The following is a 19,972-nucleotide window of genomic DNA, read 5'->3' as shown; positions in this document are numbered from 1 at the left end:
GGAGGATACCGCGAGGCCCCCTCAGGCGTTGAGGGCCGGCGCGAAGGCATCCGCTCCAGCGGGTTCGGTGCGGGCGTTCAAGCGGGCCCCGGGGACGGCTGCACTGCCCACCATCTGCAGGAACTCGCCCTCGGACAACACCTCGATGGCCTGCCCGCGGTCATGGAGCTCCAGGACACGCCGTGCCTTCCCGGTCAACCGTCCGGAGCGAAGGTCCGAGGCCACAAACCCATCCCCCACCACCAGGACGGTGGTGCGGCCGGTCACCCGGCTCTCGGTTCGGGCACCGTGGTGGGCCGAGCGGAGTTTGGCGTCCGGGCGGCCGATGGAAAGCTGCCCGGTGAATACGACGGTCTGGCCGTACAGCGGGTGGCCGGGCTCGGCGTCGGCGTTTGGTTCGGGATTGAGCCCTTCTTCGGGCCAACCGTACTGGAACCGCCGCACCAGCGCCGCGCCGTTGCCTGAGGCGCCGGACATGGCCGCCAGGCTGGGCTTCGACACTTCGCCGGTGGCGGGATCAAACGCCTGCTGGCGCGGCATGGCCAAACCCAGGGACAGGTACAGTTCGGCGATGCTGTTGGCACCGTTGCGGGCTGCAATGTCGATCAGGATGCCGGCGCAGGCCCGGGCATCCTCCGCAGCATCGTGGTGGTTCACCAGCGGCACGCCCGCTTCCTCTGCGGCAAAGGGAAGCGAATTGGAGACCAGCGAATAGCAACGGCGCGACAACATGACCGTGCAGACGTAGTCGTAGGCCGGGCCCGGCAGCCCTGACACTTCCAGCGCAGAGCGGATGACGCCCAGGTCGAAGGCTGCGTTGTGCGCGGCCAGTACGTCCTCGCCGATGAACGCCCCGATTTCAGGGAACAGCTCCCCGAACCGCGGCTGCACCGCAACGTCGGCAGGGGTGATTCCGTGGATCCGGACATTGTGGTGGTCAAAGTGGTCGTAGCCGGCCGGCGGCCGCATCAGCCAGGAGGCCTCGTCGACAATCTTGCCGCCCCGTACCTTTGTCAGGCCCACCGAGCAGGGGGAGCCCCGGAAGCCGTTGGCTGTTTCGAAGTCGATCGCCGTAAAGTCCAAACCCACGGCCCCCACCTTACCGCCGACGGCGGCCCCGGGTCGGGAGGGACAGGCCCGGGAGGCGCAGGCCGGTCAAGTACGCTTGAGGGGTGAACTTTCCTGTGATGAACCACCTCGCTGTGTCCATGCTGGGCGGCGCGGGTCCGGTGCAGCCGCCAATGGCCTCCTTCCTGCCCGACTGGCTGAACCCCCAGGTCTTCCTGGCCGATCCGGCGCTCGCCCCGTGGGTGGTCCTGCTGGTATGCGGCATCGTCTTCGCCGAGACCGGCCTGCTGGTGGGATTCTTCCTTCCCGGCGACTCCATGCTGTTCACTGCCGGCCTGCTGGTTGCCACGGGCACCATCAAGTTCAACATCTGGCTCCTGGCCCTGCTGATCGTGGTCTCCGCCATCATCGGCAACCAGGCGGGATACCTGATCGGTTCCAAAGCGGGCCCTGCCCTCTTCAACAAGCCCGACTCCAAACTCTTCAAGCGCGAGAACGTCGAGAGCGCGCACGCGTTCTTTGAAAAGCATGGCGGCAAGGCGCTTATCCTGGCCCGTTTCGTTCCCATCATCCGGACCTTTGTCCCCGTGATCGTCGGCGTGGCGCAGATGAGCAAGCGCAAATTCTTCATCTACAACGTCATCGGTGCGGTGCTCTGGGGTGGCGGCGTGACACTGCTCGGGTTCCTGCTGGGCGACACCGTTCCGTGGGTCCGGGACAACCTGGACATCATCTTCATCGCCATCGTGCTGGTCTCCGTCGTGCCCATCGGCATTGAACTCCTGCGCGGCATGTCAGCCAGGCGCCAGGCGCAGGCCTACGGCACCGACGCCGTCGACGAATTTATCGAGGAGCACGGACCCGAAGCGGAGCAGAAGACTCCGCGCAAGCTCCCCGGCGGCCGGCAGGAATAGTCCGGCCCCACATCCGGAAAAAGGTGCGCACCCCGGCGGGATGCGCACCTTTTCTGTTGTGCGGCGTGCCGCTGCCTTCAGCCCGCTGCTTCCAGGGCTGCCACGATGGCGGGCAGCAGGGCACGGAAGGCCTTGCCGCGGTGGCTGATGGCGTTCTTCTCGTCGGCGGAGAGCTCGGCGCAGCTGCGGTTCTCGCCGGCCGGCTGCAGCACCGGATCGTAGCCGAAGCCGCCGGCACCCCGTGGTTCGCGCAGGAGGACGCCCTCCAGCTGGCCGTACTCCACCACCTCGCGGCCCGGCCCTGCGGTGCCGGCGGGCACTGCCAGGGCAGCCGCGCAGACGAACGCCGCGCCGCGATGCTCATCGGGAACGTCCGACAGCTGGTTCAGCAGCAGTTCAAGATTGGCGGCGTCGTCACCGTGCCGTCCCGCCCAGCGGGCGGAGAAGATGCCCGGCGCCCCGCCCATGACATCCACGGCAAGCCCGGAGTCGTCGGCGATGGCCACCAGGCCGGTGGCCCCGGCCACCGCCCGGGCCTTCAGCAGCGAATTCTCGGCAAAGGTCACCCCGGTTTCGACGACGTCCGGCGCACCTGCCGCCGCAGCGTCCACCACCTGGGTGTCGACGTCGAGCCCGGGCACCTGCCCGCGCAGCAGTTCACGGAGTTCGCGCAGTTTCCCGGCGTTGTGCGTGGCGAGCACGAGCTTGGGTGAGGGTGCACTCACAGGGCGTCCGCCAAGGTTTCGCGCTGGATGGCGGCCAGCTGCGTGGTGCCCAGCAGGGCCAGGTCCAGGAGCTGGTTCAGCTCCTCCCGGTCAAACGGGGCGCCTTCCGCGGTGCCCTGGACCTCGACGAATTTGCCGGAGCCGGTGACCACGACATTCATGTCTGTTTCGGCCCGGACGTCCTCCACGTACGGCAGGTCCAGCATGGGAACGCCGTCGATGATACCGACCGAGACGGCGGCAATGGTGTCGAGGAGTGGCTGGGCGTTCTTGGCGATGAGCTTGGTGTCGCGGGCGAACCGGATGGCGTCCGCCAGCGCCACATAGGCCCCGGTGATAGCGGCGGTGCGTGTGCCGCCGTCGGCCTGCAGCACGTCGCAGTCCAGCACGATGGTGTTTTCGCCCAGCGCCTTGGTGTCGATGATGGAGCGCAGCGAACGCCCGATCAGGCGCGAGATCTCGTGGGTGCGGCCGCCAATCTTGCCCTTGACCGATTCCCGGTCCGAGCGCGTATTGGTGGCACGGGGCAGCATGGCATACTCGGCGGTGACCCAGCCGCGGCCTTCGCCTTTGAGCCAGCGGGGAACGCCGGCAGTCAGGGAGGCCGTGCACAGCACCCGGGTGTTGCCGAACTCGATCAGTGCCGATCCCTCAGCCTGGTTGGACCATCCGCGGGTGATGCTGATGGGCCTGAGCTGGTCGGGGGCACGGCCGTCGGCGCGCACGATGGGCACTGCAGTTGCTTCAGATGTCATGCCTTTAGCTTATCGAGTGCGGCCCGCCGCTAGATCGCGTAGTGGACACCGGCCACTGCCACGGCCACGTCGCCGGGAAATACCGGCCGGGCCTCGGCCATGACGGTGGTGGGCGATGTCCACACCGGAATGTGGGTCAGCAGGAGCCGGCGGGCCCCGGCCACGGCTGCGGTCTCCCCCGCCCGCTTTCCGGTCAGGTGCACGTCCTTGATGCCGTCGTCACGGCCCTCTTCGAAGGCTGCCTCGCACAGGAACAGGTCCGCGTCCTTGGCGGCTTCCTCAAGCCCGGCGCAGGAGTCGGTGTCGCCGGAGTACGTGAGCGTCCGGGTGACGGGGACGCCGTCCTTGCCGGGTTCCACCACCTCCACCCGCAGGGCGTAGGCCTCCTCGATGGGGTGGTTGACGGCGAAGGGCGTGACGGTAAACGGCCCCACGGTCACGGGTTCACGTTCGGTCCAGTTGCTGAAATCGAATTCCTCGTGCATGCCGGGATCCGGGTCCAGGCCGTAGGCGGTGGCCATCCGGTTGGCCGTCGCGGCAGGGCCCCACACCGGGATGCGGCCGCGGCCCCAGCCGCCGGGCTTCCAGCGGATGGCGACGTGCAGGCCGCACAGGTCCATGCAGTGGTCCGGGTGCAGGTGGGTGAGGAAGATGGCGTCGATGTCCTCCAGGTCGGTGTACCGCTGGATGGCGCCCAGCGCACCGCTGCCGAGGTCCATCACCACCTTCCAGGTCCGCTCGCCGTCGGTGGCGGTCAGCAGGTAGGACGACGCCGGGGAGCCGGGCCCGGGGAAGGAGCCAGTGCACCCCACGATGGTCAGCTTCACGGGCGGGGTCCTCCGGCTCGGCCGGCGTCGGCGAGTCCGCCGCCCACGAAATTGGAGATCCGGGGGCGTCCGCGCGCGGCCTGGGCGGCGGCAATCATTTCCGGCGTGATGCGGGCGAGGCTGCCGGTGGGGTATTGCGCGGCGACGTGGTCCACGTGCCGGACGGAGAGGACCTCGGGGCCCAGGAACCTCCGGGCGAGCGCCTCGAACTGGCCGGCGTCGCCGGTGGCCACGAAGTGGTGCTCGGGCGGGGTGTCGGACGGGCGTTGCAGGTTGTGGGTGGCCAGCGCGCGGTAGACGTCTTTGGCTGTCTCCTCGGCGCTGGAAACCAAGGTGACGTCCGCGCCCATCACGTAGGAGATGACGCCGGTCAGCAGCGGGTAGTGCGTGCAGCCCAGGACCACCGTGTCCACCCCGGCGGCCTTGAGGGGCGCCAGGTATTCCTCTGCGACGGCCAAGAGCGCCGGCCCGGTGGTGATGCCGGCCTCGACATAGCTGACGAATTCGGGGCATGCCACGGACGTGATGTCCAGGTCCGGCGCGGCGGCGAAAGTGTCCTCGTACGCGCGCGAGCCCACCGTGGCGGAGGTGCCGATCACGCCGATTTTCCCGCTGCGGGTGGCGGCGACGGCACGGCGCACGGCGGGCTGGATGACCTCGATGACGGGGATGCCGTATTTGGCGGTGTACCGCTCGCGGGCATCCCGAAGGACCGCGGCCGACGCCGAGTTGCAGGCGATGGTGAGCAGCTTGACACCGGAGTCCACCAGTTCGTCCATCACGCCCAGGGCGTTGGCGCGCACCTCGGCGATGGGCAGCGGGCCGTACGGTCCGTGGGCGGTATCGCCGACGTAGAGGATCGATTCGTTGGGCAGCTGGTCAATGATGGAGCGGGCCACGGTGAGCCCGCCAACACCGGAGTCGAAGACGCCGATGGGCCGGGTTTCCGGTGCGGCGGCCGGGAGGTCGCCGTCGCCGGCAGGCTGCGCATCCAACGTCGGGTCCGTGCTCGAGGCTGTTGTCATGATTATTCGAGGATAGGTCTTCCCGGAAGGCTCAGCCATCATCTTGTGTCCAGCGACTCATGTCGAATGTGTCACAACCAACGGCCTCCCCCTGGCCGCCGCAGCTCACCGGCGGGTTTCCAGGGACTGCAGCATGGCCTGGACCACGGACTCTTGAAGCCACGTGGTGAAGTTGTAAACCAGGGCCAGGTAGCTTTCCACATCCTCGGCCTGGGACCAGTCCTGCATGCGGTGGACGTGTTCGGCGTCGGCCTCGTCGCGGATGTCCAGCCGCTCTGCCAGGACGAGCCGGACGTCATTGAGCGCCATGGACCAGTACTTTGCCCCCTCCGGCGTCAGGACGATCTCATCCTTGTCCAGGTCCAGCGCCGCCGCACGGAGCGCCCCGATTTTTGTTTCCCGCAGCGAGCGCTCGGTGAGCTGGCGGAACTCCAGGGACGCGGCGTCGTCGTTCTTCGAGATGTTGGGAAGGAGCCGCTTGACCGCGCGGTCCGTAGGTTCGGCAACGTCCATGTCCAGGCCAATGAGGGCAGCCAGCGGGTCCTGTCCGTCGCGTTCCTCCGGCTGGAGCATGGAGATGACGTCATCGATCAGGCTGCGCAGCAGGTCCCGTTCGGCAGGTTCCAGGAACCCGGTGATGCCCTTGAGGCCGTATTTGAATGCCTTAGCCACGCTTCCCCTTACCCTGGCCCGGACCGCCGGACTTCCCGGTTTTGCCGCCGTGGCCGCCGCTGGCCTTTTCCACCGTGGCCCACAACCCGAACCCGTGCATCGCCACCGCGTGGCGTTCCACCTGTTCCTTGCTGCCTGCGGCCACGATCGAGCGGCCCTTCTTGTGGACCTCCATCATGAGCTTGTTGGCTTTGGTCTCGGAGTAGCCGAAGTAGCTTTGGAAGACGTAGCTTACGTAGCTCATGAGATTGACGGGATCGTTCCAGATCACCAGGTTCCAGGGGATGTCCGGAGCGGTGAGGGAGTCGGTGGACTCCGCTGTGCCGGTCCGGACGCCCTCCCGTGTATCGGGGCCGGGCGCAACGCTTATGGTCATCTGTCCATTCTATGGGTGGGCCCACACCGGCGAGGGCCCCACGGCGAAGCGAAGCGAGACGAGGGAGCCGGTGGGGACTAGAGTGACTTTCGTGAGCACCTCCGCCGGCTGGGACCATCCCCGCACGTCCTTTTACACCGACCATTACGAGCTGACCATGCTGCAGGCGTCCCTCCATTCGGGGGCGGCGCACCGCAAATCGGTGTTCGAGGCCTTCGCCCGGCGGCTGCCGGACGGCCGGCGCTACGGAATTGTGGCGGGTACCGGCCGCCTGCTGGAGGGCATCGCAAGCTTCCGGTTCGGCGAGGATGAGCTGGACTTCCTGGAACGTACCCGGGTGGTCAACCGGGAAACCCTGGAGTACCTGGCCAACTACAGGTTCTCCGGGGACATCTGGGGCTACGCGGAGGGCGAAGCCTACTTCCCGAACTCCCCCATCCTGATCGTCGAGGCCTCCTTCGCCGAGGCGTGCATGCTCGAGACATACCTGCTCTCCGTCCTGAACCACGACAGCGCCATTGCCTCCGCAGCGTCCCGGATGGTCAGCGCGGCCGGCGGCCGGCCGTGCATCGAAATGGGTTCGCGCCGGACGCACGAGGAGGCTGCGGCGTCTGCCGCGCGGGCTGCCGTGATCGCCGGCTTTGACAGCACCTCCAACCTGGAAGCGGGCGCACGCTACGGCATCCGCACGGTGGGTACGGCCGCGCACTCGTTCACGCTGCTGCACGATACCGAGCGGGCGGCTTTCGAGGCCCAGATCGCGTCGCTGGGCGAAGGCACGTCCCTGTTGGTGGACACATACGACGTCGAGAAGGCAGTCCGCACGGCAGTGGACCTGGCAGGGCCACGGCTGGGCGCGGTCCGGCTGGACTCCGGCGACCTCGTCGCCCAGGCACAGTGGGTACGCCGGCTGCTCGACGACCTCGGTAACGAGCATACGAAGATCGTGGTCACGTCGGACCTTGATGAGTACGCCATCGCTGCGCTGCAGTCCGCTCCCGTTGATTCCTACGGCGTGGGGACCTCACTGGTCACCGGCTCCGGGGCTCCCACGGCCAGCATGGTCTACAAGCTGGTCAGCAGGACGGACGACGCCGGAAACTTCGTCTCCGTGGCCAAGGCGGCCAAGAACAAGGCCAGCGTGGGCGGCCGGAAGTATGCGTTGCGGAAACTGGACGGGCGCGGCACCGCCACGGCCGAGGTTGTGGGGGTGGGCCACCGGCCGGAGGATGACGGCAACGACCGGCCGCTGCTGCAGCAGTTCATGAAGAACGGCGAACTGCTACCGGGATGGACCGGGCACGAAGGCGTGGTCCGCGCACGGCAGCGGCACGCCGATTCCATGGCGGAGCTCCCCCCGGTGGTGAACCGCCTTCAGCGGGGCGAGCCCGCCATTCCCACGTTCTATGAAGACCACTGAGGAGGACGGATGTCCCGCGCACTGATCATCGTCGATGTCCAGAACGATTTCTGCGAGGGCGGCTCGCTCGCCGTGGACGGTGGTGCGGCCGTGGCCGGCGCCATCAGCGAGTACCTGGACGCCCACCACAACGAATTCGACTTCGTGGTGGCCACCCAGGACTGGCACATCGATCCGGGCAGCCATTTCTCCGACACGCCCGATTTTGTTGACAGCTGGCCCCGGCACTGCGTGGCCGGAACCCGTGGCGCCGAACTGCACCCGGACCTGGACACCGAGTACATCGACGCGTACTTCCGGAAGGGCCAGTTCGCGGCCGCGTATTCAGGGTTCGAGGGCCTGTTGGCTCCCGAGGACGCCGTTCCCACCGGGGAGCGCCAGGCCGGCGCATTGGCCGGGTCCCTGGACGCGTCGGGAGTGGACGAGGACGCGATCGGGCTCGATGACTGGCTGCAGAGCCATGACGTCGAGGACGTGGTGGTGGTGGGCATCGCCACCGACTACTGCGTGAAGGCCACCTCGCTGGACGCGGTCCAGGCGGGCTACGGCGTCACCGTGGTGCGGTCCCTGACGGCAGGGATTGCCGCCGACCTCGAAGACGCCGTAGCCGAAATGGAACTCGGCGGCGTGGATATCGCCTGAGGCCTATTTACGGCCGATGAACCAGTCCTGGAGCTTCCGGAGCCTGGACTGCAGCTGTTCCTCGTTGGCCTGTGCCACCGGGGGGCCGCCGCACACGGTGCGCAGCTTGGTATGGACCACGCCGTGCGGGGTGCCCGTCCGGGCGGCCCACGCCGCCACGTTCTTGGCCAGCTCGTTGCGCAGGTCCATCAGCATCCGGTGGTCAGGGACGGCGGGAATCTGGCTTTCGGCGGTTGGGGCCTTCCGGTTCTTCCGGTTCAGTTGTTCGTGCTGGCGCTGGCGCAGGAGCGTCCCCACCTGCTCTGCGTCCAGCAGGCCCGGAATTCCCAGGAAGTCCATTTCGTCGTCGGACCCTACCTCGCCGCCGGTGCCGAACTCGCCGCCGTCAAAGAGGACCCGGTCGAAGGAGGCCTGCGAGTCGAGTGCCTCGAACTTGCCCTTGGTGAGGCTGTCGGAGGCCTTTTCTTCCCGGTTGGCCTCCTCGATCAGCGAGTCTTCGGGGTTGAAGAGTCCGTCGCCGTCCTCTTTTTCCGGCCGGTCCAGCGCGTGGTCGCGTTCCATTTCCATGGAGTTGGCCAGCGCCATCAGCTGCGGCACGGACGGCAGGAAGACTGACGCCGTTTCGCCCCTCTTGCGGGCACGCACGAAACGTCCCACGGCCTGGGCGAAGAACAACGGGGTGGAGGTGGACGTTGCGTAGACGCCCACGGAGAGCCGGGGCACGTCCACGCCTTCGGACACCATGCGGACCGCAACCATCCAGCGCTTCTCGCCGGCGGAGAATTCCTCGATCTTGCTGGAGGCCTTGGCATCGTCCGACAGGATGACGGTGGGCGATTCACCGGTGATCTTCTTCAGCTGCCCCGCGTAGGCACGCGCATCTTCATGGTCCGTGGCGATGACCAGGCCGCCGGCGTCCGGTACGGTGCGCCGGACTTCGCTGAGCCGCTTGTCCGCGCCGGCCAGGACAGCGGGGATCCACTCCCCCGCCGGATTCAGCGCGGTTCGCCAGGCGTGGCTGGTGATGTCCTTGGTGACGGCCGCCTCCCCGAGCGAGGCGGCCATCTCTTCGCCCGCGCTGGTGCGCCAGCGCATCTGGCCGGAGTAGGCCATGAACATCACCGGCCGGACCACGTGGTCGCGCAGGGCGTTGCCGTAACCGTAGGTGTAGTCCGCCTTGGAGCGACGGATGCCTTCCCGGTCCTCCGCATACTCCACGAACGGGATGGGCGAGGTGTCCGAACGGAACGGGGTTCCGGTCAGGGACAGCCGCCGCACCGCCGGATCGAAGGCCTCGCGGAGGCCATCGCCCCAGGACAGGGCTTCGCCGCCGTGGTGGATCTCGTCGAGGATCACCAGCGTCCGGGCGGCCTCGGTCTTGGCGCGGTGCAGCAAGGGCTTGCTGGCCACCTGCGCATACGTAACCGCAACACCGATGAATCCGCGGCCGTGCTGGCCGTCGGAGTTCTTGAAGTTGGGATCGATGGCGATGCCCACCTTGGCGGCGGCGTCAGCCCACTGCCGCTTCAGGTGGTCGGTGGGCGCCACGATGGTCACCCGGTTCACGGCACCGGAATCGATCAGCGTCGAGGCTATCCGGAGCGCGAAGGTGGTCTTACCGGCGCCGGGGGTTGCCACCGCAAGGAAGTCGCGGGGACTTTTCGCCAGGTAGAGGTCGAGTGCTTCCTGCTGCCAGGCACGGAGTTTGGGCGCGGTTCCCCAGGCTGCACGTTCCGGATAAGCCGGAGGCAGGGTGGGGCCGCCAAAGAGCGTCTCCGTCACTACTTATTGTTGCCCGAGTCGCCCGGACCCTTCCCGCCGTCGTTGCCCGGCCGGAGGCCCTCATAGACTTCCTTGCACTCGGGGCACACCGGGAATTTCTGCGGGTCCCGGCCCGGCGTCCAGACTTTGCCGCACAGCGCGATGACGGGCTCGCCCGTCAAAGCCGACTCCATGATCTTTTCCTTGCGCACATAGTGGGCAAAGCGCTCCCGGTCGCCCGGTTCCACCTCTTGGCGCAGTTCCTCGCGCTCGATGGTGGCCGTGGACGTTCCAGCCCCGGAAAGCTCGCGCATCGGGTCGTTTTCGAGAGGGTCCGTCATGCTAGTCATGGCATCCATCTTAGCCTTTCCGGTGGCCGGGCGTTCGACGGCGGCACGCCCGCGCCGGGGTGCGGCAGGGGCCGTCGTCGTCGCGTTCAGGGACGCACGCGACGGCCGGTACATCGCCTACAAGCCTTGCCAGCCGGGCTTGTTCTCATAGGTGTGGCGATAGAAATCCGCGAGTTTCAGGGCGGATGCCGCGGCCTCGTCCAGCAGGACCGTGGCATGGGGGTGGAACTGCAGGATCGAGGCCGGGCAGATGGCCGCCACCGGGCCTTCCACGAAGTCGCGGACGGCTTTGGCCTTTTGCGCGCCGGTGGCGAGGAGGATCACATGCCGTGCTGCCATGATGGTGCCCAGGCCCTGGGTGAGTACGTGGTGCGGGACCTCGGCGAGGCTGTTGAAGAACCTGGCGTTGTCCCGGCGTGTCTGTTCGATCAGGCTTTTGATCCTGGTCCGTGAGGCAAAGGACGAGCCCGGTTCGTTGAAACCGATGTGGCCGTCGGTGCCCACGCCCAGCAGCTGCAGGTCCACACCACCGGCCGCGGCGATGGCTCGCTCATACGCGGCGCAGGCTGCCGGGATATCCTCGGCGGTTCCGTCCGGTCCGTGGACGTTTTCCGGCGCGATGTTCACCCGGTTGGTGAATTCCCGGCGGATCACCTCCCGGTAGGACTCAGCGTGCCCGGCGGGCAGGCCCACGTATTCGTCCAGCGCGAACCCGGAAGTCCTGCTGAAGTCCAGGCCCTGCTGGTGCCGGGCTGCGAGTTCGTCATAGACCGGCAGCGGTGAGGAACCGGTGGCGAGGCCAAGTACCGCATCGGGTTTGCGCCGGACCAGTTTCTCGATGGCGTCGGCCGCGAGCCTTCCGGCTTGCCTGCCGCTGCCGAGGATGACGACTTCCATGCTCTTCCCTCCGGGGTTGTCAGCGGTTGACGGAAACCTGTGCCAGGAGTTCCGGGCCCCTGGCGTCAAGCCATTTGCCGCCCAGGCGGACACCGGCCGCGAAAAGGACCAGGCCCAGGAGGAGGCCGACGGCCAGGTTGATCCACCCGAACAAGGCGCTGCCCGTCACGGCCTGTGCCACCAGCAGGGCTGCCTCGGGGAGTACCAGGACCAGCAGGACCAGCATCCCCACAAACTGCACGGCGAGGGTCTGGCCGACGTTCCCGGGCGGCTTCTTGAACGGGCTGTCGCCGGGCAGCGGAACCGTGACTGTGTACCGGGCAGACACCACCGAAGACAAGCCAAGGCCGCTGAACAGGATCCCCAAACTAAGCCCCAGCTGGCCGGGCAACGCAGCCCAGTCGCGGGTCAGCGCCGCAGCCCCCACCGCGAACACCAGGACCACCGGCAGGGCGAAGGCAAGGCACGCGAGGGACCGGCCCAGCCGGTCCGCCACGCCGCGGACCCCGGTGGCCACGTGCAGGGCGAACGCGGTGTTGTCGTAGGACACGTCGGCGGAGATGGACCAGGCAAGGATGAACGCCGAGACCGGGGCAAGGAAGGCCACGCCCCCGTAGTGGCCTGTCTGCGCACCCTGGAACAGCATGATCACGGGAAGCAGAGGGATCACCACGAGCGAACCGGAATACCGCGGGTCCCGGAGCCAGTAGGTCAGTGACCTCGCCATCACGGCGCCTGCCGGGGTGGGCGGAAGGACCCCGAGCAGCCCAAGGCGGCCGCCTTTCCGTTTGCCGGCACCGGTGTACGGCGGCGTGACGAGGGCCCTTTCCAGCAGCAGCTTCCAGCACCAGGCCAGGCCGGCCAGGACCGCCACCGACACCAGCAGTTTCACGGCAGCCGCAGCCGGCCGGCCGGCAGCGACGTCACCGCCGAGCGCCCACGGCGCGCCCAGCGGGGTCCAGGACAGGGTCCCGGCGACATCCGGCAGGAACCCCGTGGAGGCCGACACCCCGCGGCCGACGGCCGCCACGATGGGACCGAGCAGCACCAGGGGAACCATGAAGGCGATGGCGCTGATGTCCTTGAACCGCCGGGACGCGGCGAGGCCCGCCGTGGCGGTGGTGACAACCTTTGCCAGCACGACGCACGTCATGACTCCCAGGCACGCGCCCACGAGGGCCGCGACCGCGGGCAGGACACCGCGGGACCAGGTGGCTACCGTGGCCAGGGCGACCAGGGTGGTGGCAAGGCCCGGAATACCGATCAGGCCACCAAGGGCAAGGCCTGCCAGCAGCTGCCTCATGGGAATGGCGAAGGTCGTGAAGCGTGCCGGATCCAAGGTCATGTCCGTGGCGGAGGCCACCACCGGGATGACGCCCCAGCCGAGCACGGCGGCAGAACCGCCCAGCACCACGGCCGTGTAGGCGGTTCCGGTGCCGGCGTTCCGCAGCAGGACCAGGGCGATGACGAGCATGGCCACCAGGCCCAGCGCATAGAGCCCCGCGATGGCCATACCCACCAGCTGCCAGGGGCTGCGGCGCAGTCCGTTTCGCAGCAGCGTGAGCTTGAGCCTCAGAAGGTGCGCAACCATTCGAGCCCTTCCGTGTGGCTGTGGCCGCCCACGAGCTGCACGAACCGGTCCTCCAGGGAAGCACCGGCCCGGACCTCGTCAACCGTCCCCGCGGCCAGGACCCGGCCGCGGGCCACGACGGCCACGTGGTCGCACATGCGCTGCACCAGGTCCATCACATGGCTGGACACGATGACGGTGCCCCCGGAAGCGACGTACCGGTCCAGGATGGAACGGATGTTAGCGGCGGAGACCGGGTCCACTGCTTCGAATGGTTCGTCCAGGACCAGGAGCCGCGGGGCATGGATCATGGCGGAGGCAAGGGCGATCTTCTTGGTCATGCCGGCGGAATAGTCCACCACCAACGTCCCGGCGTCCTGGGCCAGGTCCATTGCCGCGAGGAGATCCGCCACCCGGGCCGCCACCACGGCCTTGTCCATGCCGCGCAGCAACCCGGCGTAGGTAATGAGTTGTTCGCCGGTGAGCCGGTCGAAGAGGCGGACACCGTCGGGCAGGATTCCCATCAAGCGCTTTGCCTCCAGCGGATGCTGCCAGACATCCACCCCATGGACCACGGCGGTGCCAAAGTCAGGGCGCAACAGCCCCGTGGCCATGGACAAGGTTGTGGTTTTGCCCGCACCGTTGGGACCCACGATGCCAAAGAACGAGCCGGCCGGAACCTCCAGGCTGATGCCGTCCACCGCGATCTTTCCGCCGAACCTCTTGGCCAGCCCGCGGATGGACAGGGCCGGGATGGGCCCGGAATTCGACGCCTGGTCAAGGAGCGGAGCAGTCATGGTGCCAGCCTAGCCCGCGGAAGCGCGCTGTGCGGGGTGGGAGACTATCGTCATGGACATTGCGCTGGGCCTGCTGGTCATCGTTGCTGTGGTGTGCGCCGCCAGCGCCATCGGCCGCAGATTCAATATCCCCGTGCCGCTGCTGCTGGTCCTGGCCGGCGTGGCGGGCTCATTTCTGCCTTTCATTCCCCCCGTTGAGCTGAATCCCGAACTGGTGCTGGTGGGCCTGCTGCCTCCACTGCTGTATGCGGCGGCGTTCCGGACATCACTGTTCGACTTCACCTCGAACCGCCGGTCCATTGGCCTCCTGTCCGTGGGGTATGTCATCTTCGGCACCCTGGCCGTCGGGCTGGTGGTGTGGTTGCTGTTCCCGGAGATCCCGTTGGCCGCCGCCATTGCGCTGGGCGCGGTGGTGGCACCCCCGGACGCGGTGGCCGCCACCGCCATCGCCCGGAAGGTGGGCATGCCCCGGCGGATCGTCAACATCCTCGAAGGCGAATCGCTGCTCAACGACGCCACCGCGCTGGTCTGCCTCCGGGCCGCCGTCGCGGCCATCGCCGGCTCCGTCTCAGCCCTGGACGTGGCCGGAGGGTTCGTCCTGGCCGCCGGCGGCGGACTGGTGGTGGGCCTCGCCGCCGCGTACGTCCTCACCGAAATCCGGAAACGGATCAGCAACGTCGCCATCAACACCTCGGCGTCGCTGATGGCTCCGTTCGTTGCGTTCCTCCCCGCCGAAGCCATCCACGCATCAGGGGTGCTCGCCGTCGTCGTCACCGGCCTGATCTTGGGCACCAAAGCACCCTCGATGCCCAACGGTGCAGCCCGGCAAAGTGCCCGGAGCAACTGGGACACCGTGCAGTTCCTCCTGGAGAACGCGGTGTTCCTGCTGATCGGGCTGCAGGTCCGGACCATTATCGACAGCGTCCAGGACGACTCCCTGGGCGCCGGCCGCGTGTGGCTCGGCTGCGCCATGATCCTGCTGGCCGTCCTGGTGCTGCGCCCGGTCTGGGTCTTCCCCGCCACCTACCTGCCGCGCCTGATCCCCTCCGTACGGCGGGCAGACCCGGCACCGCCCTGGCAATTTCCGGCCATCGTGTCCTGGGCGGGCATGCGCGGCGTGGTCACGCTGGCCGCCGTCCTGACGCTGCCCGATGACCTGGAGCACCGCAACGTGCTGGTCCTGGCCGCCATGGTGGTAGTGGCCGGCACCCTGGTGCTGCAGGGATTCACGCTGCCTGCCTTGGTCCGGGCCCTGGGCCTGCCCGGACCGGACAGGCGGGAGGATGCCTTGAACCAGGCCTCACTGATGCAGCTGGCCACCGCCGCGGGAATGGAACGCCTGGACCAGCTGCGGCGCGAGAGCGATCCCCCGGAGGTCATGGACATGTTGCGGCGCCGGACGCAGGAGCGGGGCCTGGCCGCCTGGGAACGCCTGGGCCGGCCGGGGGCGGAGTCCACCACGCCCAGCCAGCGCTACGCCCAGCTGCGGATGGCCATGCTGGAAGCCGAACGGGACAAGGTCCTGGAACTGCGCCGCGGCGGGGACTTCGCCCACGAAGTCCTCAGCGAGGTCCTCGAACGGCTGGATATCGAAGAGTCCATGCTGGACGCGTCCCTCAACGAGCTCGATTCCGCCACTGACGCCGGCGGCGGTGAGGGATTGGCCCAACCCGGGGGCGTTTGCGACCACCTGACGGCGGCCATGCTGTCCCCGGTCCCCGACAACCCTGCCTGTGCGGGGTGTGAACGGGAGGGGACCACACCGGTGCATCTGCGCATGTGCCTGGCATGCGGCCAGGTGGGCTGCTGCGACTCGTCCGCCGGACGGCACGCCAGCCGCCACTTCAAGGAAACCGGGCACCCCGTCATGCGGAGCATCGAACCCGGCGAACAGTGGCGCTGGTGCTATGTGGATGACCTGCTGGGCTGACCCCGTACCGGTGCGTTGCGCTTACCGGGCCCTGCGGATGCGGATAGGGCCCTTGGCTGACGCCGGATCCACGACGGCACCGCCTTGGGTGACCTCCACCTCTCCCGCTTCCACCAGCCGGCGCGCGGCCTGGCGCGCGGCCTCCATCAGTCCCCGCCAGTCGGCCCCGCCCACTGCGCGGGCGGCGTCGGACGGGCAGATGCTGGACGTCGCGGCGCGTGACGCCAGCAGCTCAAGGATGCCGGCTTCAAGCGCGCGGTCAGCGGAAGACAGGCTGTGGTCCGGCTGCCGGTTGTCCATGGGCTCAGGCGGCCGTCAGAAGGAACGCCGCGGCACGGCGCGCTCGTACTGCGGCGGCCACGTAATGTCGTAGCCGAGTTCGAAGGCCGCGCGCAGCCACCAGTGCGGGTCCCGGAGGGCCGCCCGGGCGATAAAGACCCCGTCTGCCTGCCCGGTGGCAATGGCATGCTCGGCCTGGCCAGGGGTGGTCAGGAGTCCCACCGCCCCCGTGGCCACGTGCGCCTCCTGCCGGATGGCTGCGGAGAATCCTGTCTGGTAGCCCAGGCCCGGTTTGATCTGCTGGTGCGCGACCGCCCCGCCGCTGGAGACGTCCACCAGGTCCACGCCACGGGCCGCGGCCTCTCGGGCCAACCGGACCGAAGCGGCCAGGTCCACCCCGCCGGGTGCCCAGTCGGTGGCCGAGATCCGGAGCAGCAAAGGCATGGAATCCGGAATGACGGCACGGACGGAGTCGATCACCGCCAGGGTCAGCCGGTTCCGGCCGGCTTCGTCACCGCCCCACTCGTCGTCGCGTTTGTTGATCAGCGGGCTCTGGAACTGGTGCAGGAGGTAGCCGTGCGCGGCGTGGATCTCTACGGTGTCAAAGCCAGCGTCCACGGCGCGGACCGCCGCGGCGGCGAAGTCGGAAATGACACCGCGGATGTGCTCCACGGTCATGGCCGCAGGGGCGGCGTACCCTTCGAAGGCGGTTTCGGAGGGGCCCAAGGTCTGCCAGCCGCCATCCGAGGCCGGGACACTGCCCTGCTTGCCGGAGAACGGCCAATACGTGGACGCCTTCCGGCCGGCGTGGGCCAACTGGACGCCGATCTTGGCCTCGGCGGCGCCGCTCCGGTGGACGAACGAGGTGATCCGCTGCCAGGCTCCGGCCTGCTCGTCGTTGTACAGCCCGGCGTCGCGGGGGCTGATCCGGCCCTCGGCGTTCACGGCTGCCGCTTCGGTGAGGATCAGCGCCGCGCCGCCCGTCGCAAAAGCCCCCAGGTGCACCAGGTGCCAGTCGTTCGGAACCCCCGGGCCGTCGTCGGGATCGCAGCTGTACTGGCACATGGGCGATACCCAGCCCCGGTGCTGCAGCTCGAGCGACCTCAAGGCCAGGGGCTGGAACAGGGCAGGCACTAGAACAGCACTCGTGCGAGCGCCTGGCGCGCCTTGGCGACGCGCTCGTCTCCGGCGCCCACGACGTCGAACAGTTCCAGCAGCCGGACGCGGACTGTTTCCCGTTCCGGGCCGAAGTTCCTGCCGATGAACGCAACGAGGCGGTTCAGGGCATCGTCCACATGGCCGCCCGCCACGTCCAGGTCCGCCACCGCCAGCTGCGCATCAAGGTTATCCGGCTCGTTCGCCGCCCGGGCGCGGAGGGCCTCGCTGTCCTGGGCGGACAGCGGCTGCAGCCGGTCCATCAGTTCCACCTGTGCCAGCCCGGCTTTGGCCTCGTGGTCCGAGGGCATTTCCCGCAAGGCCTGGCGGTAAGCCTCCGCGGCGGCGGCGTAGTCGCCGGCTTCGATGGCATCGAAAGCGGCTTGGTGCAGCGGCGGAAGCGGCGCGGGCTCCTGCTCTCCCGCCGGACCGCCGTCGAGACTTCCGGTCACACCGTTGGCGGCCGCCACCTTGAGGAGCTCGTCGAACAGGCTGCGCACCTGCTGTTCGTCAGCGGCGCCCTGGAAGAGCGGCACCGGCTGCCCCTTGAGGACGGCGACAGCGGTGGGGACGGCCTGCACTTGGAAGGCCTGGGCAAGCTGCGGGAAGGCTTCGATGTCCGCGGCGCCCAGGACCAGGCGGCCGCCGAAGGAGGCAACCACGCGTTCGAGGGTCTCCAGCATCCTGCCGGATTCCGGTGAGTAGGAAGCCCACAGGGCAAATACGACCGGAACCTGGGCGGAGAGTTCAACGAGTTGCTGGAAGTTCGCTTCGGTGACGTTGACCGTGAGCTCCGCTCCGCCTGCGGGCGCCTCCTGGCCAGGCGCCGGGCCCGAGCCGGCTGCCGGGCCGGACGGCGCCGCGGGAGCTGCGGGCCGCTTCAGCGAGGAAAGGTCGACGGCGCCGCGCAGGTTAAGCAGGCTGGCAGCGGCAGGAGGGACTGGGCGGGAAGCTGGCGAACTCATGTTTCCCACTCTAGCCACTCCGGCCGCTGCCGGTGGTAATACGGTCGAGGGCCTACTTGAAGCTGGCGCCTACCAGGCCGCGGGTTGCGGCGACGAGCTTCATCGGGTCCGAGGATCCTGCCGGCGGCACGTAGACGGCCATGGATTCGGCGAAGCTCAAGACCATGCCGGTACTGGTTTCCTTGCCGCCGGCCAGGGCTGCCGCATCGTCGCCGATGCTGAGCTTGTCACCGGCAGCCTTGGGGGTGCCCTCGAAGCCGAAGTTGATGCGGCCCAGGACGAGGGCCCCGCCGTCGGAGGTACGGAACACCACCGTGCTTTCCGGCACCACCTTGTGGGTGAAGGAGAAGTTGCCGTTCTCGCCGGCCTTCACCACCTCTGCCTGGTAGGACAGGGTGTCGGCGATGTACGGCGAGGACTGGCCCTCGACCAGCTTGTCCTTGAACGGGGAGTCCGCTGACGTGAGCCTGTCCGCCAGGCCGGACATGGCTTCCTCACCGCTGTAGAGCAGTCCGGTCTTGTCCGAGGCGGCCAGCGTCTCGGTCCCTCCGCGGCTGATGTTAGGGAACGTGGTGCCCGGCTGGAGGGGGGTGGTCTCCATCAGCTTGTAGTTCTCCCGCGGGGACTGCTGGACCAGCGTCAGGATTTGCGGCACGACGTTGCCGTCGCCCTGGGTCACGGCCAGCACTTGCCGCGGCCAGTCCCGGTCGCTGGTGATCACGGTGGTCAGCAGCTTGGTGGAGCGGACAGGCATGCGGGGCTCGTAGGAGCCCACCTGGGAACGGATCTTGTAGTTCTGGGTCCGGATCTCCAGCTCGGGTCCGGCCACGCGGTCGGCAAGCTTCGCCGCATCCTTGGCGGCGTCCCCTGCGTCGGTCGCGCTCGAGACCTGCTCCAGGATGCGCCGGAACTGGGCTTCGAGGAGGACCGGAGAGCCGGTGCCGTCCTTGGCCGCCGGTGACGACGCACTGCCCGACGGCTGCGGGCTGGGGCTTGCCGCCTGTGCGGCGGTGCCGGATCCCGCCAGGACCACAGCTGCCACACCTGCGGCGACCATGGTGGCCTTGGTGGTGGACTGCGCCTGCGAACGGGCGCGGGCCCGCCGGGCGTAGCCGCTGCCGCCGTCGCGGCCTTCGCCGTCCTTGGTCCGCGCAGACACCAAAGCCAGCACAATGCCGCCCACCATCAGCAATCCGCCGATGACCATCAGCGGAACGGCCCACGGGGTGGATGTGTCGTTCGGGAAGGTCATGGACACCGATGCCGGGGCCGCCTTGGTGCCGTCGGAGGCAAGCAGGAGGCTCCAGTCGCCGTCAGCCGGCGGAGTCCAGGTGTAGTCCAGTTGACCGCTGGCATTCTCGGTGGACGCCCAGAGGTCCGAGCCCGCCGGGTTGGGCGCCGTGGCGTCGCCGTCGGCATGCTCAACCTGCAGGGACTTTCCGTCCTCGGAGACCCCGTTGATGGTGTTGTGGGCGGTCTTGCCGACCCACGCGCTGACGTCGTCGGGCCGGCCCGTTGCCAGCATGAAGTTGCCGTCGCCCTGGACCGAGATCTTGACGGTTCCGCCGTGCAAGGTGCGCAGCTTCTGGTCAATGACAGTCAGCGGGGCCGCGGCGGCGTTGGCCGGCAGGGACGCGGTGAAAGTCTCGGATGGAGCCCAGATGGTTCTCTGGCCAATGCCGGCCAAAAGTGTCAGGAGGCCGAGCAGCACAAGTGCGGCTGCAGTCTTTAAACGCAAGGGAAACACCTATCATCAGCGGGGGTTTACCTTCAATAGTAACCTTTTTGTTACCAGGGACCCCGAATCCTGGGTTCAAGCGGGCAGTCCGGAGGTGCTCCGGCGG

At 68.3% G+C, this 19,972-nt stretch carries 20 protein-coding genes; 4 read left to right on the top strand and 16 right to left on the bottom strand.

What is annotated here, in order from left to right:
- Positions 1 to 21 precede the first annotated feature (21 nt).
- Complete coding sequence (locus AC4EEO_RS06845; protein ID WP_133830889.1) at positions 22 to 1,089, bottom strand: 3'-5' exonuclease; 1,068 nt, start codon at positions 1,087 to 1,089, stop codon at positions 22 to 24.
- Positions 1,090 to 1,187: 98 nt separating this feature from the next.
- On the opposite strand from AC4EEO_RS06845, the gene AC4EEO_RS06840 reads away from it, so the two are divergent.
- Positions 1,188 to 1,982, top strand: coding sequence for a DedA family protein (locus AC4EEO_RS06840; RefSeq protein ID WP_285320037.1), 795 nt, complete (start codon positions 1,188 to 1,190; stop codon positions 1,980 to 1,982).
- A gap of 77 nt (positions 1,983 to 2,059) precedes the next feature.
- Here AC4EEO_RS06840 and rdgB read toward each other — a convergent pair whose 3' ends face one another.
- The 6 genes from rdgB to clpS all read right to left on the bottom strand — a co-directional run bounded on the left by rdgB (position 2,060) and on the right by clpS (position 6,362).
- Positions 2,060 to 2,707: an RdgB/HAM1 family non-canonical purine NTP pyrophosphatase gene (gene rdgB / locus AC4EEO_RS06835; RefSeq protein WP_491340145.1), complete on the bottom strand. Its 648-nt coding sequence runs from the start codon at positions 2,705 to 2,707 to the stop codon at positions 2,060 to 2,062.
- Positions 2,704 to 3,462, bottom strand: a complete 759-nt coding sequence (rph, locus tag AC4EEO_RS06830; RefSeq protein ID WP_026264233.1) for a ribonuclease PH — start codon at positions 3,460 to 3,462, stop codon at positions 2,704 to 2,706. Before rph ends, rdgB begins: the two co-directional genes overlap by 4 nt.
- Before the next feature lie 29 nt (positions 3,463 to 3,491).
- Entirely contained in the window at positions 3,492 to 4,289 is a 798-nt protein-coding gene (locus AC4EEO_RS06825) for an MBL fold metallo-hydrolase (RefSeq protein ID WP_491340144.1), read from the bottom strand.
- Complete coding sequence (murI, locus tag AC4EEO_RS06820) at positions 4,286 to 5,314, bottom strand: glutamate racemase (protein WP_285319911.1); 1,029 nt, start codon at positions 5,312 to 5,314, stop codon at positions 4,286 to 4,288. Before murI ends, AC4EEO_RS06825 begins: the two co-directional genes overlap by 4 nt.
- Positions 5,315 to 5,419: 105 nt before the next feature.
- Positions 5,420 to 5,986 (bottom strand): DUF2017 domain-containing protein, encoded by a 567-nt coding sequence (locus AC4EEO_RS06815; RefSeq protein WP_285243917.1) that lies wholly within the window; start codon positions 5,984 to 5,986, stop codon positions 5,420 to 5,422.
- Complete coding sequence (gene clpS / locus AC4EEO_RS06810; protein ID WP_018760096.1) at positions 5,979 to 6,362, bottom strand: ATP-dependent Clp protease adapter ClpS; 384 nt, start codon at positions 6,360 to 6,362, stop codon at positions 5,979 to 5,981. The genes AC4EEO_RS06815 and clpS overlap by 8 nt, the downstream gene beginning before the upstream one ends.
- Before the next feature lie 91 nt (positions 6,363 to 6,453).
- Between clpS and AC4EEO_RS06805 the strand changes: the two genes are divergently transcribed.
- Together AC4EEO_RS06805 and AC4EEO_RS06800 are read left to right on the top strand one after the other, a co-directional pair.
- The gene (locus tag AC4EEO_RS06805) at positions 6,454 to 7,782 is read left to right on the top strand and encodes a nicotinate phosphoribosyltransferase (protein ID WP_491340143.1); all 1,329 of its coding nucleotides are present in this window, start codon (positions 6,454 to 6,456) and stop codon (positions 7,780 to 7,782) included.
- A 9-nt stretch (positions 7,783 to 7,791) separates the two neighbouring features.
- Positions 7,792 to 8,424: an isochorismatase family protein gene (locus AC4EEO_RS06800; RefSeq protein WP_491340142.1), complete on the top strand. Its 633-nt coding sequence runs from the start codon at positions 7,792 to 7,794 to the stop codon at positions 8,422 to 8,424.
- Between the two features lie 3 nt (positions 8,425 to 8,427).
- Here the strand turns inward: AC4EEO_RS06800 and AC4EEO_RS06795 are convergent, their stop codons facing one another.
- From AC4EEO_RS06795 to AC4EEO_RS06775, 5 genes are all read right to left on the bottom strand, one after another.
- Positions 8,428 to 10,206 (bottom strand): DEAD/DEAH box helicase, encoded by a 1,779-nt coding sequence (locus AC4EEO_RS06795; protein WP_491340141.1) that lies wholly within the window; start codon positions 10,204 to 10,206, stop codon positions 8,428 to 8,430.
- Positions 10,206 to 10,544: a DUF3039 domain-containing protein gene (locus AC4EEO_RS06790; RefSeq protein ID WP_018760100.1), complete on the bottom strand. Its 339-nt coding sequence runs from the start codon at positions 10,542 to 10,544 to the stop codon at positions 10,206 to 10,208. Before AC4EEO_RS06790 ends, AC4EEO_RS06795 begins: the two co-directional genes overlap by 1 nt.
- A 108-nt stretch (positions 10,545 to 10,652) precedes the next feature.
- Complete coding sequence (nagB, locus tag AC4EEO_RS06785) at positions 10,653 to 11,432, bottom strand: glucosamine-6-phosphate deaminase (RefSeq protein WP_109045047.1); 780 nt, start codon at positions 11,430 to 11,432, stop codon at positions 10,653 to 10,655.
- A 19-nt stretch (positions 11,433 to 11,451) separates the two neighbouring features.
- A complete protein-coding gene (locus AC4EEO_RS06780) occupies positions 11,452 to 13,023 on the bottom strand; it encodes a transporter (protein WP_491340140.1) in 1,572 nt (523 codons plus the stop codon).
- On the bottom strand, positions 13,005 to 13,799 hold the full coding sequence (locus AC4EEO_RS06775; protein ID WP_491340139.1) for an ABC transporter ATP-binding protein: 795 nt from the start codon (positions 13,797 to 13,799) through the stop codon (positions 13,005 to 13,007). The genes AC4EEO_RS06780 and AC4EEO_RS06775 overlap by 19 nt, the downstream gene beginning before the upstream one ends.
- Before the next feature lie 52 nt (positions 13,800 to 13,851).
- Here AC4EEO_RS06775 and AC4EEO_RS06770 point away from each other — a divergent pair, with 52 nt between their 5' ends.
- A complete protein-coding gene (locus tag AC4EEO_RS06770; protein WP_491340138.1) occupies positions 13,852 to 15,729 on the top strand; it encodes a Na+/H+ antiporter in 1,878 nt (625 codons plus the stop codon).
- 21 nt (positions 15,730 to 15,750) lie between these two features.
- Here the strand turns inward: AC4EEO_RS06770 and AC4EEO_RS06765 are convergent, their stop codons facing one another.
- The 4 genes from AC4EEO_RS06765 to AC4EEO_RS06750 are packed head-to-tail and all read right to left on the bottom strand — an operon-like array spanning position 15,751 to position 19,839.
- Complete coding sequence (locus tag AC4EEO_RS06765; protein ID WP_018760105.1) at positions 15,751 to 16,029, bottom strand: DUF3253 domain-containing protein; 279 nt, start codon at positions 16,027 to 16,029, stop codon at positions 15,751 to 15,753.
- 15 nt (positions 16,030 to 16,044) lie between these two features.
- Positions 16,045 to 17,142: an NADH:flavin oxidoreductase/NADH oxidase gene (locus AC4EEO_RS06760; protein WP_491340137.1), complete on the bottom strand. Its 1,098-nt coding sequence runs from the start codon at positions 17,140 to 17,142 to the stop codon at positions 16,045 to 16,047.
- On the bottom strand, positions 17,142 to 18,128 hold the full coding sequence (locus tag AC4EEO_RS06755) for a tetratricopeptide repeat protein (RefSeq protein ID WP_026264236.1): 987 nt from the start codon (positions 18,126 to 18,128) through the stop codon (positions 17,142 to 17,144). The genes AC4EEO_RS06760 and AC4EEO_RS06755 overlap by 1 nt, the downstream gene beginning before the upstream one ends.
- Before the next feature lie 52 nt (positions 18,129 to 18,180).
- The gene (locus AC4EEO_RS06750; RefSeq protein ID WP_018760108.1) at positions 18,181 to 19,839 is read right to left on the bottom strand and encodes a DUF8094 domain-containing protein; all 1,659 of its coding nucleotides are present in this window, start codon (positions 19,837 to 19,839) and stop codon (positions 18,181 to 18,183) included.
- Positions 19,840 to 19,972 lie beyond the last annotated feature (133 nt).

Source organism: Pseudarthrobacter sp. MOO13 (assembly GCF_058267655.1).
The sequence above is the reverse complement of the archived record's forward strand: the minus strand, read 5'-3'. Positions and strand labels throughout refer to the sequence as shown.

Coding starts and splice junctions, on each gene's coding strand:
- AC4EEO_RS06840 (WP_285320037.1), top strand. CDS start 1,188: ATGAACCACCTCGCTGTGTCCATGCTGGGCGGCGCGGGTCCGGTGCAG.
- rph (WP_026264233.1), bottom strand. CDS start 3,462: ATGACATCTGAAGCAACTGCAGTGCCCATCGTGCGCGCCGACGGCCGT.
- murI (WP_285319911.1), bottom strand. CDS start 5,314: ATGACAACAGCCTCGAGCACGGACCCGACGTTGGATGCGCAGCCTGCC.
- clpS (WP_018760096.1), bottom strand. CDS start 6,362: ATGACCATAAGCGTTGCGCCCGGCCCCGATACACGGGAGGGCGTCCGG.
- AC4EEO_RS06800 (WP_491340142.1), top strand. CDS start 7,792: ATGTCCCGCGCACTGATCATCGTCGATGTCCAGAACGATTTCTGCGAG.
- AC4EEO_RS06790 (WP_018760100.1), bottom strand. CDS start 10,544: ATGGATGCCATGACTAGCATGACGGACCCTCTCGAAAACGACCCGATG.
- nagB (WP_109045047.1), bottom strand. CDS start 11,432: ATGGAAGTCGTCATCCTCGGCAGCGGCAGGCAAGCCGGAAGGCTCGCG.
- AC4EEO_RS06780 (WP_491340140.1), bottom strand. CDS start 13,023: ATGGTTGCGCACCTTCTGAGGCTCAAGCTCACGCTGCTGCGAAACGGA.
- AC4EEO_RS06775 (WP_491340139.1), bottom strand. CDS start 13,799: ATGACTGCTCCGCTCCTTGACCAGGCGTCGAATTCCGGGCCCATCCCG.
- AC4EEO_RS06770 (WP_491340138.1), top strand. CDS start 13,852: ATGGACATTGCGCTGGGCCTGCTGGTCATCGTTGCTGTGGTGTGCGCC.
- AC4EEO_RS06765 (WP_018760105.1), bottom strand. CDS start 16,029: ATGGACAACCGGCAGCCGGACCACAGCCTGTCTTCCGCTGACCGCGCG.
- AC4EEO_RS06755 (WP_026264236.1), bottom strand. CDS start 18,128: ATGAGTTCGCCAGCTTCCCGCCCAGTCCCTCCTGCCGCTGCCAGCCTG.